We start from the raw sequence: 13,988 nt of genomic DNA, 5'->3' as shown, positions 1-13,988 counted from the left end.
GCTTACACCACCCGATTTTCTAGCTCATCGAACGCACCCTGCTCGAACAGCGGGAGGTTCCGCGCCACGATGGCCGCGTTCCGCGTCCAGTAGTGCGGCGTCGAGCCGGCGTTGTGTGGCGTGATGAGTACGTCGTCACGGTCCCACAGCGGCGACGACGCGGGCAGGGGCTCGGTCTCGAACACGTCGAGTGCCGCCCCGCGAAGCTCCCCGGCGTCGAGCGCGGCCACGAGGTCGTCCTCGACCACGATACCGCCGCGGGCGATGTTGACGACCACGGCGTGACTCGGGAGCCGGGCGAACGCGTCGGCGTCGACGAGCCCACGCGTCTCCTCGGTGAGGGGGCACGCGAGCACGAGGTAGTCCGACCGGGCGAGCACCGTGTCGAGCGCGTCGGGCGTGAACAGTTCGTCGACACCGGGGACCTCTGCGGGGGTGCGCTTGACGCCGAGCACCGTCGTCCCGAGCGCGTCACAGAGGCGGGCGATCTCCGAGCCGATGGCGCCGACGCCGACGACGCCCACCGTGGAGCCCGCGAGTTCGTGCCCGCCGTACCAGTCCCACTCGCCGCGCTCCTGCATGCGGATGCCCTTGTGGATGCCGCGGGCGAACGAGAGCAGGTAGCCGACGACCTGTTCGGCGATGGGCCGGGCGGCGACGCCCGAGGCGTTCGTGAGGAGGATCTCGCGGTCGGCGAGCGCGTCGAGGTCGTAGTCGTCGACGCCCGCCGTCAGCGCGTGGACCCACCGGAGCGCCGGCGCGGCCGCGAGCTGGTCGGCCGTCAGTTCGAAGGTGACGAGCACCTCACAGTCGGTGAGCGCGGCCGTGTCGTCCGGGGTCGCCGTGCGGACCGTCGCGTCGGGACACTGGGACTCGAGGGCGTCCGCGACGGCGCTGGCCGCAGCGGGCCGCTCGTGGACGACGAGGATGGACGTCATCGCGTGTCCATGTCGCTGAACTCCACCGTCCAGTTCGCCTTCTCGAAGCAGTCGTCGCCGACGGCCTCCGAGAGGGAGTACGCGACGAGAACCGCCGGGGAGGTCATCCGCGAGAGGGGGAACACGTCGTTCGCGCGGAAGCCGAACTGTCGGCGGATGGCAGGCGGGAGCGCCGCGTTGGGTGCGACGATGGCGTCGGCGTCGCGGTAGTCGGTCACGATGCGTGCGAGCAGCGGCTCGTACACGTCGGAAGCGGCCCACCCCGGTGCGAGCGGGAGCACGTCCGTGAGGAGGACGACATCGCGCGGCAGGTCACCGAGTCGCTGCCCGACGATGGCCGCGGCCTCGATGCGGCCGTCGCGGCTCGCGGTGTACGTCGTGTACGTCCAGCGCGGGTTGCCGAACCGCCAGCGGTAGAACGTCTCGTCGCGGACGACGTGGTACGTCTCCGGGACCGTCCGCGCGTACAGCGCAGCGAGCGCCTCGACCGGAATCGTCTCGTGGCGCTCGACACTGATGCCCCGCGGCGACTTCCCACCGGTCAGGAACCGGCGAGTCGCCCGCGTAGCGCCCCGGACCGCGGCCGTGACCGACCGGGCGGCGGCGGTGGTCGACCGCACCGCAGCTTCGAGACGCGCAGAACGGCGACCGTCCGTGAGGAACGCCGTCGGGTCCTGAATGCGGTAGTGTGCCGGCACCTCACCGACGACCCGCCAGCCGTGTTTCAGGCTGCCGGCGAGCGTCGCCTCGTTGGGGAAGTTGAAGAACAGCGCCGGTTCGCCGTCTGCGAACACCGACTTCATGTACTCCGTCATCTCCGAGTAGAGCCCGCGACGCCGGAACTCCGGGTGGACCATCGTGTCGCAGGGCTGGATGGCGAGCATCGTCTCGTCGCCGCGGCCGACCTGGAACGCCATGCCCGACTTCGCGCCCACCACGCGGCCCTCGGAGACGGCGACCACCGTCGGCACGCTCTCGACGTACGGGTTCGAGCCGTACTTCCAGTCGAACCACTCCGCCCCGTCCCCCCCGAACACCGTGTGGTAGAGCTCGAGATAGCTCTCGCGGTCGTCCGGTTCGAACAGTCGAACGGTGTAGGGGGCCGGAGACGAGTCGTCGAGGTGTGCGTCGGCGCTCATCGCTTCCCAGTGCCGGTAGACGCAACGTCAGCACGGAGCTGGAGCGTCGCCAGGAGTTCCTCGCGGTGCTCGTCGAGCAGGGGGGCCCGCCCCCTGACGCCGACGGCCGAGCCGGTCATCTTGATGGGGTTGCCGGCGATGGTGAGCGGGACGTCGACGCCGGGCTGGTCCACCTCGACGAGCATCCCACGCTCCCGGACGACGGGGTCGGCGAACACGTCGGTCACGTCTTGGACGGGCGCACAGGGAATTTCGCCTTCGAGCGCCGCCAGGACTTCCTCGCTGGTCCGTCGCCGGGTCCACTCGGCGATGATCTCCCGGAGCATCTCGCGGTTGGCGTTCCGGTGCTCCTGGTCGGCGTACGCCGCGCCGAGTTCGGGCAGGCCCATCACCTCACAGAGCGTCGTCCACTGGGCGCCGCTGATGACGCCGATGACGACCAGCCCGTCTTTCGTCTCGAACGCGTCGTACGGGAACAACAGCGGGTGGGCGTTGCCGTACCGGGCGGGGACGGTCCCTTCGTAGGAGTACTGGTAGATGGTGCGCTCACAGAGGCTCACCATGCAGTCGTACATCGAGATGTCGACGTACTGCCCTTCGCCCGTCTGGTCGCGCTGGTGGAGCGCTGCGAGCACGCCGACGGTGCACATCACGCCGGCGAACAGGTCGCCGATGCCGATGCCGAACTTCGTCGGCGGGTCGTCGGGCTGGCCGTTGATCTGCATCACGCCGGAGAGCGCCTGTACGACGATGTCGTAGACGGGGTCGCCCTGCCGGTCGGTCGGGACCGTCCGGGGGTCGCCGAACCCCCGGATGGAGGCGTAGATCAGTCCGGGGTTCAGCTCCTTGAGCCGTTCGTACTCGAGGCCGAACCGCTCCATCGTCCCGGTCTGGAAGTTCTCGACGACGACGTCCGCCGTCTCGACGAGCGAGAGGAACAGCTCCTGGTCGGTGTCGGTCGTGAGGTCGAGTTCGATGCTGCGTTTCCCTCGATTGATGCTCATGAAATACCCCCCATAGGGTTCCGATTCACTGTCGGCGTAGAACGGAGGAGTGCGCCTGACTGGATCGCCTCCCGGCGGCTCGACCTTCACGACGTCCGCGCCCAGGTCGGCCAATAGCATGGTAGCGTATGGGCCACCGAGGATGCGGGTCAGGTCGAGGACCCTCAAATCTGAACAGACGTCCATGGGTAGGGCGAATTCACCCCACCGTGGATTGTAATAGATAGCCTACTGCTGTGTGTCGTGATAACTGGCCTCTACCACGGTATCACGGTGCCATCGTCTCGCCGAGAAACCACCGCACGCATCGCGGCTCCGAACCTACACGGTAGGGGCGACCCAGCGTTCGGCCTGCACGCGGTCGGCCACGTCGGCCATCGTCTCGACGGAAAGCGAGGTCGTGTCGACCTGCTCGCGCAGGTACGCGAGGATCTCCCGGAGCCGGCCGACGTCGCTCGGGTCGACGAGGTTGTTGGGGTGGAGCCACAGGTGGAACACCCCGTCCGCCTCGGCGGCGCGGTCGATGCCCCGCTTCGCCAACCGGACGACGGGGTCCTCGCCACGAACCGCGGTGATGAGGTCTCGCGGGAGTCCCTGCAGTTCGTAGAGGAACAGCGACGGCGGAACGTCGACCAGCCCGTGCTGGTCGAGCGTCGGGTGGACGAGGAGGTCGGGGTCGCCGAACAGCGCGTCGGCGAACTTCGCGACGGGCTGCCGGTGGCGGTCGTACGCCTCCGTCCCGGCACCTCGGTAGGCAGTGTAGCCGAACTCCGCGAGGACGTCGCGGTACGCAACCTGATTGCGGGGAAAGACGAACGACTCGAGTTCGAGGCCGTACGGTTTCGCGGCGTCGGCCGCCGCCTGCAGCTCTGCGCGCACCATCTCGCGGGTGACGCGTGGGTCGGTGAGCACGACGTGGGAGAACGTGTGACAGCCGATGTCGTGGTCGACCGGCGACGCGACCAGTCGGTCGATCAGTTCGCCGCCGAACCGCAGGTCGCGGCGACCGGTCCACCCGTTCCGCTCGCGCTCGAACCATCCCGGTGGGGTGGGGTGGTCGGCGTGCGTGCCGTCGCAGTCGTCGAGCATGAGGTGGCCGACGACGGCCCACGTCGCCGGTATCTCGTAGGCGTCGAACAGGTCGAGCAGCGTCGCCCACCCGAGCCGTGCGGCTTCGACGCGGTGGTCGTACTCGGGGCCGAGATCGTGGAACCCCCACCCCAGCTCCGCGTCGACCGAGATGACTACCGACCCCATCGACCCCACCTTCGCTGGTTCATACGCGAGTATGAGCACGATTCGCCGTATCGTTATGACGTGTCTATCACCAGTATTCGGCTGATACACGCCCCGTATCTCGCGTTCGGCGATGCTGGCCGACACCGCCCCTCGCCGCGACTCAGCCGAGTACCGTTCACAGCCGGTCGTCGTCCGCTGCCGGTCGTGTAGCGGCGACTCACGAGCGTTCGAGCCGCGCTGCGGTCGCCGCGCTATCGTGCGGTATCGAGCCCATAACAAAGCCAGCGTGGCGACCCGATTAGGGGTAATGGTGAGCCTTCAGCCATGAAGACACTTCTGGTCGGGTTAGATGGGGTTTCAACGGACGTTCTCGTGCCGCTCATCGAGGACGGCGAGCTGCCGAACATCCGTGCGGTGTTCGAGGCGGGGACGAGCGGACCGCTCCAGTCACAGGTACCGCCGTGGACGGCCAGCGCGTGGCCCTCCGCGTACACGGGTGTCAACCCCGGGAAACACGGCGTGTTCGACTTCCTCACCTTCGACGGCTACGACTGGGACGTCGCGAACCGGTCGGCCGTGCGGGAGTACGCGGTGTGGGAACTGCTCAGCAACCGCGGCTTCTCCAGCATCGTCGTGAACGTCCCGGTGACCGACCCGCCGCGCCCGTTCGACGGGGCGCTCCTCCCGGGGTACGTCTCGGCCGACCCGCCGACGACCCACCCCGCCGAGCTGCTCGACTCGGTTCGTGAGGCCATCGGCGGCTACGAGGTGTACAACCCGAACTCGCGGGAGACCCGCGAGGGCCGCATCGCGGGCTACCGTGAGCTGACGCGCCAGCGCGGCGACGCCTTCGTCTATCTCGCCGACGAGTACGACCCCGACTTCGGGTTCGTCCAGTTCCAGCAGACCGACACGGTGTTCCACGAGTATCCGGGCGACGACGACGCCGTCCGCGAGGTGTTCACCGCCGTCGACCGTGAGGTCGGGAAGATCATCGACCACTGCGAGCCGGAGAACGTCCTCATCGTCAGCGACCACGGCATCGGCGAGTACACCGGCTACGAGTTCCGGGTGAACGACTACCTGCGCGAGCACGGCTACGTCACCGCCAGCCGTGGGGGCGAGGGGATGCCGTCGTGGACGGCTATCGCAGCCGAGCGACGTGGCACGGGCGAACAGAAGGTGGAGGCGAAACCCTCCCCGATGGCCCGTGCGATGAAGGCCGCCGCCCGGGTCGGCATCACGAGCCAGCGGCTCGGCGCGGTGCTGTCGCGGCTCGGCCTCGCGTCGTTTGTCGCCAGCCGCGTCCCGAAGGACGCGATTCGCGCTGCGACCGAGCAGGTCGATTTCGCCGCCTCGACGGCGTACATGCGCTCGCGCATCGAACTCGGGGTTCGCATCAACCTCGAAGGGCGCGAACCAGAGGGCGTCGTCCCCGAGTCCGAGTACGACGCGGTGCGGACGGCGCTCATTGAACTGCTCAGCGAGGTCGAGACGCCCGACGGCGAGCCGGTGTTCGAGGCCGTCCTCACGCGCGAAGAGGTGTTCGACGGCCCGTACCTCGAGGAGGTCGCGGACGTCATCGTGATTCCGACGGACTACAACAACCACCTCTCGACGACGCTCATGGGCGAGCTGTTCGAGCCGCTCGAGAACTTCTACGAGCACAAACCCGAGGGCATCATCGCCGCCAGCGGCCAGGCCATCGACGCCTCGGCGAGCCTCGCACGCGCCCACCTGTTCGACGTGACGCCGACGGTGCTCGCGACGTTCGGCCTGCCGGCGAGCGACCGGATGGACGGCGTGACGCTCCCCATCGTCGAGGACGTCGGCCGGGAACCCTACCCGGAGTTCGAGGTCGGAGCACGGGTCGAAACTGCGGACCGCTCGGTCGAACAGCGGCTGGCGGACATCGGGTACCTGGAGTGAGCCCATGACTCTCGAGATCCGGACGGCGACGAACGACGACCTCGACCGCTGGGACGCGCTCGTCGCGCGGTCGCCACAGGCGACGCCGTTCCACTACATCGGTGCGCTCGACGTCCTCGCGGAGCACTCGAACGCGACGCTCCACCCCCTCATCGGCTACAAGGGACAGGAGCCCGTCGGGCTGTTCCCCCTGTTCGAGATCAGCAAGGGGCCTATCCAGACGGTGTTCTCGCCGCCGCCACAGCTGAAGGTGCCGTATCTGGGCCCCGTCCAGCTCAACCACGAGAAGCTCAAGCAGCGGAAGGCCGAGAGCGACCGCGAGAAGTTCATCGACGGCTGCATGGCGTACGTCGAGGAGGTCATCTCGCCCGCGTACAGCTACCTCCGGAGCGGGACGCGCTACGACGACGTGCGGGCGCTCTCGTGGCACGACTTCGACGTCACCCCACGATACACCTACATGGTCGACCTCACCCAGGGGGCCGACGCGCTGCTCGCGGCGTTCAGCAGCGACGCCCGCAAGAACGTGACGGCCGACTACGCCATCGACTACGAGGTGTACGAGGGGGGTCGCGACGACATCGCGCCCATCATCGCCCAGGTCCGGGCACGCCACGAGGCACAGGGCGAGCCGTACCCGGTGACCGCCGCGTTCGTCGAGGACCTCTACGATGCGACCCCCGAAGGGACGGTTCGGCCGTACGTCTGCACCGTCGACGGCACGTTCGCCGGCGGGATGGTCACCGTCGAGGTGGGCGACACGAGCTACCGGTGGCAGGGCGGGGCGAAGACGGACGCCGACCTCCCCATCAACGACCTCGTCGACTGGCAGATCATGCGCGACGGCATCGACCGCGGGCTCGCGCGCTACGACCTCGTGGGCGCGAACACCCAGCGGCTCAACGGCTACAAGGCGAAGTTCGCCCCGGAGCTGGCGACGTACTACCAGATGGAGAAGAGCTCGTGGCCGGTGCATCTCGCGGCGACCGTGTACGCGCGGCTGCTCCGGCGGACGGGCAGCCGACAGCGCCACGAGTCACCCGGGGGCGGCGACGCCCCGCGGATGCGCTCGGCGCTCCAGCGAGACTACTGATGGCGTGCGTCTCGGCTGCCCCCCAGTTCAACCCGCTGTGGTACCGGTTCGGGGAGCCGTCTGCGCCCGCGTGGCTCGACGACGATGCGTGGGTGCCACCGGGCGAGCGGATGCTCTACTCGTACGCGCGGACGGGGCTGTACGCCGTCCTCGACCAGCTCGACCGCGGCGTGGCGCTGGTGCCCGACTACCTCCCGCGCGGCGTCATGCACGTGTTCCACCGGCTGGGGTTCGACGTCGCGTACTACCCCGTCGGCCACGACCTGCGACTCGACCCGGCGGTGGTCCGCGAGCGGCTCGCCGACACCGAGCCGGTGGTCGCGATGTTCGTCCACTACCTCGGGTTCGCCGACCCGGCGTTCGACGACCTCGCCCGGGCCGCCACGGAAGCGGGTGCGTTCGTCATCGAGGACGCCCCGCGCGGGCTGTTCGCTCGCGACCAGCAGGGGAAACTGCTCGGCTCGACGGGTGACGTCGCGGTGTTCAGCCCGCACAAGTGCCTCCCGGTGCCGAACGGCGGGCTGGTCGTCTCGAAGACGCTACCGCTTCCGCCGACCGAGCGGACGCGCGCCGAGGGGAAGGACCTCCTCACCAGCGTCGCGAAGACGGGGATGCAGGTCGTCGGGTGGCCCGGCGGTGACAGCCCCGACCCGCCGCAGTTCCGGGTCATCGACTACACCCAGAACCCCGAGTCGCTCCCGCTCGCAGACGGCGTGTGGCCGCCCGCGGCTCCCGGACGGCTCTCCCAGCTCGCCCTCGAGCGGTGTGACCCCAGTGTGTACCAGGCCGAGCGGCTGGCGCGCTACGCGGCGTTCCACGAGCGGCTCAGCCGCATCGACGGTATCGAGGTGACCACCCCGGCGCCCTACGAGGGCGCCTGCCCGTACGGCGTCCACGTCTACGTCCCGGGGGGCGAAGCCGAGTGTACGGCGGTGTTCACCGCGCTTCGCGAACGGGGGCTGGCAGTCGAGCGGTTCCCGTGGCCCATCGGCGTCCCCGAAGCCGACCTCGCGGCGTTCCCCGACGCCGAGCCCCTGCGGCTCGCGACGCTCGTGTTCCCGACCCACACGCAGGTGCCAGCCGGGACGGTGGCGGCGGTGGCCGAGACCATCGAGGCCACGCTGGTGCGGTAACGGCACCACGAGCACCGGCGCGCACGACCGGTAACGACACCATAACAATTCTCTCGGCGACGACTCGACGGAGTGATGAACGGTGAGTTTACGACCCGAGGGGTGACGCCGTGGCGGTGAGCGACCAGCCCGTGAGCGCGGCGACGGTGACCAGCGCGACCGCCGACGCCGGCGACCGGGCGACCGTCGTCTTCCTGGCGCCGGCGGACGGCCGCAAGCCACGCATCGTTCTCGAGCGATTGCTGGCGACCGACGCCTACGTCGGCCGCTACGACACCCGCGTCGTCGTCGATGCGACCACGGGACGAACGGTCGAGTTCCTCGACGCTCACGACGTCCCTTACGTCATCGCGGGCGACCCGAGGGCACCGCTGTCGGCGGTCGAGCGCGTCGCGGGGGACGAGCCGTTCGCGTATCTCGTCTCCTGTGGCTGGGGCTACCTGATCCCGGTCGACACCATCGACGCGCCGCTCGTCGCGGCCGTGAACTGCCACAGCTCGTACCTCCCCGACTATCGCGGCCCGAGTTCGCCCGTCGTCCAGTGGGCCAACGGCGAGCGGATCGGCGGCGCGACCGTCCACCTGCTGTCCGAGCAGTTCGACGACGGCAACATCCTCGCGCGAGAGCGGGTCCACGTCTCGCCGTTCGACACGCCCCGCGAGCTACTGATTCACGCCTCCGAGGTGACGGCTGCCCTCCTGCGCGAGAGCCTGCTGCTGCTGGATTCGGGCTACGAGGGTATCGAGAACACGGGCGGGCGCTACTACGGCACCCAGCCGTGGCGAACGGTGCTCGTCCACGGCGCGGTCAACCACCTGCTGTGGCTCGTCGGCTCCGAGAAACGGTGGCGGATCGCCCCTAGAGAATAGTTCCGGCGACGCGAATCGCGGCGAGCGCGAGCGCGTACACGCCGGGCAGCGGGTCGTCGCGGCTGAACTCCGCGGTGACGAGCGTTTTCGCGCGCACCGAGTCCCACCAGTCACGCAGCGATCCGCTCCACTCCGGGTGGCCCGCCTCGCGATTGTAGTAGAGGACGTTCGGGAGGTCCTCGGTGAGCTTCACCCACTTCACCTCCCCCGGTGCGACCAGGTTCTCGGTGTACGGCGGGATAGGCTCGTCCCGGAGGTCGCGGTACGCGAGCATCGGGAGGTTCACACCCGCGGCGGGAGTGATGCCGACCCACGACCAGCTCCGGGGGTTGATCTCGATGAGCCGGTACTCGCCCGACACCGAATCCTGCTTGAACTCGAACTCGGCGATGCCCACGAGCTCGATGTCGCGGGCCAGCTCGCGAACCGAGTCCTTCAGCTCGTCGGGGACGTCGCTCGACTCGCCGAGCTTGCAATCGCCCACGTCCGGGGGGAACCCCCGACGCTTGCGGCCGACGAACAGTCCTCGGACCTCGTGGTCGCGGTCGGCGTACACCCCGACGGTCACCATCTGGTCGGAGAGCCCGCGGACGTACTCCTGCAGGACGTACGCCTCGGAGTCGACCGTCGCGAGGAAGGCGTCGACCTCGGCGGGCGAGTCGAGCACCTGCAGCCGGTTGCCATCGATGGCTTCCGCGCGCTCGTGGAGTTCTTTCGCGGTCTCGGTGTCGACGCCGCCCCCACCGGTGAGCTTCGTCGAGAGCGTGGCGGCGCGCGACCGGAACATCATGTCCGGGCGGAGCCGCGCGTCGTTCGGCTTTGCTGCGACCGGGAAGCTCTCGCGGGGGATGCGGTCGGCCTCGCTCGCGGCCCACGTCCGCGGCGACGGGTAGCCGCGTTCGACGGCCCACGCGCCGAACCGACGCTTGTCGAGCATCAGCGACACCGCCTCGTAGTCCGAGACACAGAGCTCGTAGAACGCCGAGAGGCGGTCCTTGTGTCGGGCGGCAGCCGCAGCCCAGTGGTCGTTCGTCGGAAACACGACGGGGCGCTCGTCGAACGTCGGACCCAGTTCGAGCAGCCGCTCGACGAACCCCGCCTCGTCGGTCTCGGGGTTCGGACAGTGCCGATAGCTGCCGTAGCGGCTCACGGTGCCGACGTTCCGGAAGCTGTCGAGCACGTAGACGTCGACGCCGTTGCGCCCCAGCTCGCGGACGATACCCAGCCCGTTGTACGCGGCGTTGAACACGATGGCCGTCACGGCTCGTCCCCCGTCGCTCGCCCGGTGCGTACGCTCATCTCGTCTGGGTAGGCGCCCCCCGCGTGCTTTGTTAGGACGCGAGTGGCGGCGAGTATGCACGTCCTACGGGCGTGTGACCGCACGCGAACGCCCCGGGAACGGCCCACTAGGTGCGCCATAACAAATGGCTGAGTGCGGCTCTGTACCCACGTGAACGCTGCGAACGCGACGGCCGAGAACGGACACGTGTCCCACGACGGATCTGGGGCGCATGCGGGGGAGCGTGCGGAGTGGGGGCCGCTCGGGGCGGACCACTCGTTCGCGCTGTGTCTGACCCACGACGTCGACCGGCCGTACAAGACCTATCAGTCCCTCTACTACGCGGTGAAACACCGCGACCCCGACCAGTTCCGCGACTGGTGGCGCGGTGAGAACCCGTACTGGCAGTTCGAACACGTGATGCAGCTCGAAGACGAGCTCGGCGTTCGGTCGTCGTTCAACATCCTGAACGAACAGCGACTGCTGCGCGACAAGCCGATCCGCGAGTGGTTCAGCATCGACAACTGGAAGCTGTACGCCGGGCGGTACTCGCTCGACGACCCCGCCATCGTCGACGTCATCCACGACCTCGACGCGGGGGGCTGGGAGATCGCGCTCCACGGCTCGTACGACTCGTACGACGACCGCGAGCGGCTCCGCCACGAGAAGGAGACGCTCGAACGCGTGGTCGGCCACCCCATCACGGGTGGGCGCCAGCACTACCTCAACCTGAACGTCCCCCGCACGTGGAAGCATCACCGCGCCATCGGCCTGCAGTACGACACGACACTCGGCTCGAACGACAGCTACGGCTTCCAGTACGGCTACGGCCCGTACCGACCGTTCGACGACGCGTTCGTGGTCTTCCCGCTGACGGTGATGGAGTTCACGCTGCCGAACGTCTGTACCGACCCCGAGGGGGCGTGGCGTGAGCTCGAACGCTTGCTGGAGGAGGCACGCGACCACCACGCCGTGATGACGGCGCTGTGGCACCCGCGGTACTTCAGCGACGAGCACGCCAACTACGCCGACCTCTACTACCGACTTGTCGAACGGGCCCTTGAGATGGACGCGTGGGTGGGGCCACCGGGCGAGCTATACGCGAGTCTCGACCACCCTCCTGACGCGGCAGCGCAGCCCGCGGGACTGCGCCAGCGGAGGCACGCATGAGAATCGAACGGGTCGATCTCGACACGTGGGCCGACGCGCTGCCGGCCGACGGCTTCGAGGTGTTCCACACGCCCGCCGCCCTCGAGGTGGTCGCCGACCACTGGAACGGCGAGACGGAGCTGCTCGTCGGCTACAACGGCGACCAGCCGGTCGCCATGTGTCCGGTGTTCGTCCAGCGGCGCTCCGTCGGCACTGCGGTGCTCTCACCGCCGCCGTCGATGGGGATTCCGCGCCTCGGCCCGCTCCTTCGGCCAGTGAGCCCGAAACAGCGCAAACAGGAGCAGCTGAACCAGGAGTTCACCGAGGGCGTCCTCGAGACGCTCGACCTCGACCGCGGTCGAACCCTGTTCCGGGTGCTGTGTCCGCCGACGTACACCGACCCCCGCCCGTTCGACTGGCAAGGGTTCGACGTGCGCACGGCCTTCACCTACGAGCTCGACGCGTCGGACACGACGAGCGACGACCTCCAGGCGTCGTTCAGCAAGAGCCTGCGCCGCGAGATTCGCGACGCCGAGGCGCTCGACCTCGACGTGACGGTCGAGCAGGGCGTCGACGCCGTACGCTCGGTGTACGACGACACGGTGGCGCGGTACGCCGACCAGGACGAGACGTTCAGCCTCGACTGGGCGTACGTCGCGGACCTGACGACTGCGCTCGCCGCCGAGGACCGCTGTCGTACCTACGCTGCACGCACGCCCGACGGCGAGTTCGTGAGCGGCATCACCGCGCTCTACTCGAACGACGCGGCGTACTTCTGGCTGGGTGGCGCCCGGACGACGTACGAGAACGTGAGCATCAACAGCCTGCTCCACTGGCGCATCGTGGAGGACATCGCCACCGAACCCCCGCTTGGGACCGTCTCGCGGTACGACCTGATGGGGGCGAACACCGAGCGGCTCTGCCGGTACAAGAGCAAGTTCGGCGCCGACCTCGTCCCCTACTACGTCGTCGAGTCGGGTGGCAAGCGCATGGAACTGGCGAAGAAGGCCTACCAGTTGATCGCACGATGACCGACCCGGTCCGCGTCCTCAACCTCGTGACGAACCCCGAGGCACGGTTCTTCGTCCAGCAGGTCGATGCCCTCGAATCGCTCGGCATCGAGTGTGTGAACATGGCTCCGCGGGGAAAGAACTGGCAGACCGACCAGCACTCGAACAGCCGGTCGGCCATCGACTACATGCTGTTCTACCCGCGGGTGCTCAAGGAGTCGTTCGGCCCGTACGACCTGATTCACGCGAACTACGGGCTCACCGCCCCCGCCGCCACGCTGCAGCCGAACCTGCCGGTCGTGCTCTCGCTGTGGGGCTCTGACCTCCACGGGAAGTACGGCCCGCTCAGCCAGCAGTGCGCGAAGCGGGTGGACGCCGTCATCGTGATGAGCGAGGAGATGGCCGACGAACTCGACGTGGAGAGCTACGTCATCCCGCACGGCGTCGACCTCGACCGCTTCTCGCCGGGCTCGATGCGGGAGGCTCGCGACACCGTCGGCTGGGAGCAGGACGCCATCCAGGTGCTGTTCCCGTACCCGAAACAGCGCGCCGTGAAGGATTACCCACGCGCGGAGCGGGTCGTCGACGCCATCCGCGCCGAGTTCGACGAACCGATCGAGCTCCAGACGCTGTACGACATCCCTCACGAGGAGATGCCGAACTACATGAACGCCGCCGACGTGCTGCTGATGACCTCGAAACACGAGGGGTCACCGAACGCCGTCAAGGAGGCGATGGCCTGTAACCTGCCGGTCGTCGCGACGGACGTCGGCGACGTGCGCGAGCGGCTCGACGGCGTCGACCCCTCGTTCGTCTGCCGCACCGACGAGGAGCTGATAGACGGACTCAGTGCCGTCCTCGAGCGCCGCGAACGCTCGAACGGGCGGGAGGTCATCCGCCCGCTGAGCGTCGCGAACATGGGCCGGCAGATCGCCGACGTGTACGCCTCGGTGCTCGGCCGCGAGGTCGCGCCGATGAACTCGGCTCCACCGACCTGAGTACGCTTTTCACGACCGAGCGCGGGAGAGCGCGGCCAGCAATGCGACAGAAAACAGCACCGCCAGCGGAAGGGCCGGGGCGACGGCGTCGAGCGAGCCCAGGAACAGCACGACCCCGACGAGCGCGACGAACTCCAGGGCGACGAGCACGCTCACCACGTGGAACGGGGATGCCATCGCTCGACAGTCGTCGCGGTGACTGTTCAAT

The 13,988-nt window shown here is 68.7% G+C and carries 13 protein-coding genes; 7 read left to right on the top strand and 6 right to left on the bottom strand.

Annotated elements, in window-relative coordinates; all coding sequences use genetic code 11:
* Positions 1 to 2: 2 nt before the first annotated feature.
* The 4 genes from NL126_RS10135 to NL126_RS10120 all read right to left on the bottom strand — a co-directional run bounded on the left by NL126_RS10135 (position 3) and on the right by NL126_RS10120 (position 4,338).
* Positions 3 to 938, bottom strand: coding sequence for a D-2-hydroxyacid dehydrogenase (locus tag NL126_RS10135; protein WP_255198801.1), 936 nt, complete (start codon positions 936 to 938; stop codon positions 3 to 5).
* On the bottom strand, positions 935 to 2,077 hold the full coding sequence (locus NL126_RS10130) for a GNAT family N-acetyltransferase (protein ID WP_255198800.1): 1,143 nt from the start codon (positions 2,075 to 2,077) through the stop codon (positions 935 to 937). Before NL126_RS10130 ends, NL126_RS10135 begins: the two co-directional genes overlap by 4 nt.
* Positions 2,074 to 3,267, bottom strand: a complete 1,194-nt coding sequence (locus NL126_RS10125) for a CoA transferase (protein WP_255198799.1) — start codon at positions 3,265 to 3,267, stop codon at positions 2,074 to 2,076. The genes NL126_RS10130 and NL126_RS10125 overlap by 4 nt, the downstream gene beginning before the upstream one ends.
* A gap of 135 nt (positions 3,268 to 3,402) precedes the next feature.
* A complete protein-coding gene (locus tag NL126_RS10120) occupies positions 3,403 to 4,338 on the bottom strand; it encodes a polysaccharide deacetylase family protein (RefSeq protein WP_255198798.1) in 936 nt (311 codons plus the stop codon).
* A gap of 306 nt (positions 4,339 to 4,644) precedes the next feature.
* Here NL126_RS10120 and NL126_RS10115 point away from each other — a divergent pair, with 306 nt between their 5' ends.
* The 4 genes from NL126_RS10115 to NL126_RS10100 all read left to right on the top strand — a co-directional run bounded on the left by NL126_RS10115 (position 4,645) and on the right by NL126_RS10100 (position 9,344).
* Positions 4,645 to 6,249, top strand: a complete 1,605-nt coding sequence (locus tag NL126_RS10115; RefSeq protein ID WP_255198797.1) for an alkaline phosphatase family protein — start codon at positions 4,645 to 4,647, stop codon at positions 6,247 to 6,249.
* A 4-nt stretch (positions 6,250 to 6,253) separates the two neighbouring features.
* Positions 6,254 to 7,342 (top strand): GNAT family N-acetyltransferase, encoded by a 1,089-nt coding sequence (locus tag NL126_RS10110; RefSeq protein ID WP_255198796.1) that lies wholly within the window; start codon positions 6,254 to 6,256, stop codon positions 7,340 to 7,342.
* Entirely contained in the window at positions 7,342 to 8,475 is a 1,134-nt protein-coding gene (locus NL126_RS10105) for a DegT/DnrJ/EryC1/StrS family aminotransferase (protein WP_255198795.1), read from the top strand. The genes NL126_RS10110 and NL126_RS10105 overlap by 1 nt, the downstream gene beginning before the upstream one ends.
* A 116-nt stretch (positions 8,476 to 8,591) precedes the next feature.
* Positions 8,592 to 9,344: a formyltransferase family protein gene (locus NL126_RS10100; protein WP_255198794.1), complete on the top strand. Its 753-nt coding sequence runs from the start codon at positions 8,592 to 8,594 to the stop codon at positions 9,342 to 9,344.
* Here the strand turns inward: NL126_RS10100 and NL126_RS10095 are convergent.
* On the bottom strand, positions 9,334 to 10,605 hold the full coding sequence (locus NL126_RS10095; protein ID WP_255198793.1) for a carboxylate--amine ligase: 1,272 nt from the start codon (positions 10,603 to 10,605) through the stop codon (positions 9,334 to 9,336). The genes NL126_RS10100 and NL126_RS10095 overlap by 11 nt on opposite strands.
* 225 nt (positions 10,606 to 10,830) lie before the next feature.
* Here NL126_RS10095 and NL126_RS10090 point away from each other — a divergent pair, with 225 nt between their 5' ends.
* The 3 genes from NL126_RS10090 to NL126_RS10080 are packed head-to-tail and all read left to right on the top strand — an operon-like array spanning position 10,831 to position 13,780.
* On the top strand, positions 10,831 to 11,793 hold the full coding sequence (locus NL126_RS10090; RefSeq protein WP_255198792.1) for a polysaccharide deacetylase family protein: 963 nt from the start codon (positions 10,831 to 10,833) through the stop codon (positions 11,791 to 11,793).
* Positions 11,790 to 12,803: a GNAT family N-acetyltransferase gene (locus tag NL126_RS10085; RefSeq protein WP_255198791.1), complete on the top strand. Its 1,014-nt coding sequence runs from the start codon at positions 11,790 to 11,792 to the stop codon at positions 12,801 to 12,803. Before NL126_RS10090 ends, NL126_RS10085 begins: the two co-directional genes overlap by 4 nt.
* Positions 12,800 to 13,780 (top strand): glycosyltransferase family 4 protein, encoded by a 981-nt coding sequence (locus NL126_RS10080; RefSeq protein ID WP_255198790.1) that lies wholly within the window; start codon positions 12,800 to 12,802, stop codon positions 13,778 to 13,780. Before NL126_RS10085 ends, NL126_RS10080 begins: the two co-directional genes overlap by 4 nt.
* A 9-nt stretch (positions 13,781 to 13,789) precedes the next feature.
* Here the strand turns inward: NL126_RS10080 and NL126_RS10075 are convergent, their stop codons facing one another.
* Positions 13,790 to 13,957: a hypothetical protein gene (locus NL126_RS10075; protein WP_255198789.1), complete on the bottom strand. Its 168-nt coding sequence runs from the start codon at positions 13,955 to 13,957 to the stop codon at positions 13,790 to 13,792.
* Positions 13,958 to 13,988: the final 31 nt, after the last annotated feature.

The organism is Halorarius litoreus, from assembly GCF_024362405.1.
Classification (GTDB): domain Archaea; phylum Halobacteriota; class Halobacteria; order Halobacteriales; family Haloarculaceae; genus Halorarius; species Halorarius litoreus.
The sequence above is the reverse complement of the archived record's forward strand: the minus strand, read 5'-3'. Positions and strand labels throughout refer to the sequence as shown.

Coding starts and splice junctions, on each gene's coding strand:
- NL126_RS10125 (WP_255198799.1), bottom strand. CDS start 3,267: ATGGACGTCTGTTCAGATTTGAGGGTCCTCGACCTGACCCGCATCCTC.
- NL126_RS10075 (WP_255198789.1), bottom strand. CDS start 13,957: ATGGCATCCCCGTTCCACGTGGTGAGCGTGCTCGTCGCCCTGGAGTTC.
- NL126_RS10120 (WP_255198798.1), bottom strand. CDS start 4,338: ATGGGGTCGGTAGTCATCTCGGTCGACGCGGAGCTGGGGTGGGGGTTC.
- NL126_RS10085 (WP_255198791.1), top strand. CDS start 11,790: ATGAGAATCGAACGGGTCGATCTCGACACGTGGGCCGACGCGCTGCCG.
- NL126_RS10105 (WP_255198795.1), top strand. CDS start 7,342: ATGGCGTGCGTCTCGGCTGCCCCCCAGTTCAACCCGCTGTGGTACCGG.
- NL126_RS10110 (WP_255198796.1), top strand. CDS start 6,254: ATGACTCTCGAGATCCGGACGGCGACGAACGACGACCTCGACCGCTGG.
- NL126_RS10115 (WP_255198797.1), top strand. CDS start 4,645: ATGAAGACACTTCTGGTCGGGTTAGATGGGGTTTCAACGGACGTTCTC.
- NL126_RS10080 (WP_255198790.1), top strand. CDS start 12,800: ATGACCGACCCGGTCCGCGTCCTCAACCTCGTGACGAACCCCGAGGCA.
- NL126_RS10130 (WP_255198800.1), bottom strand. CDS start 2,077: ATGAGCGCCGACGCACACCTCGACGACTCGTCTCCGGCCCCCTACACC.
- NL126_RS10135 (WP_255198801.1), bottom strand. CDS start 938: ATGACGTCCATCCTCGTCGTCCACGAGCGGCCCGCTGCGGCCAGCGCC.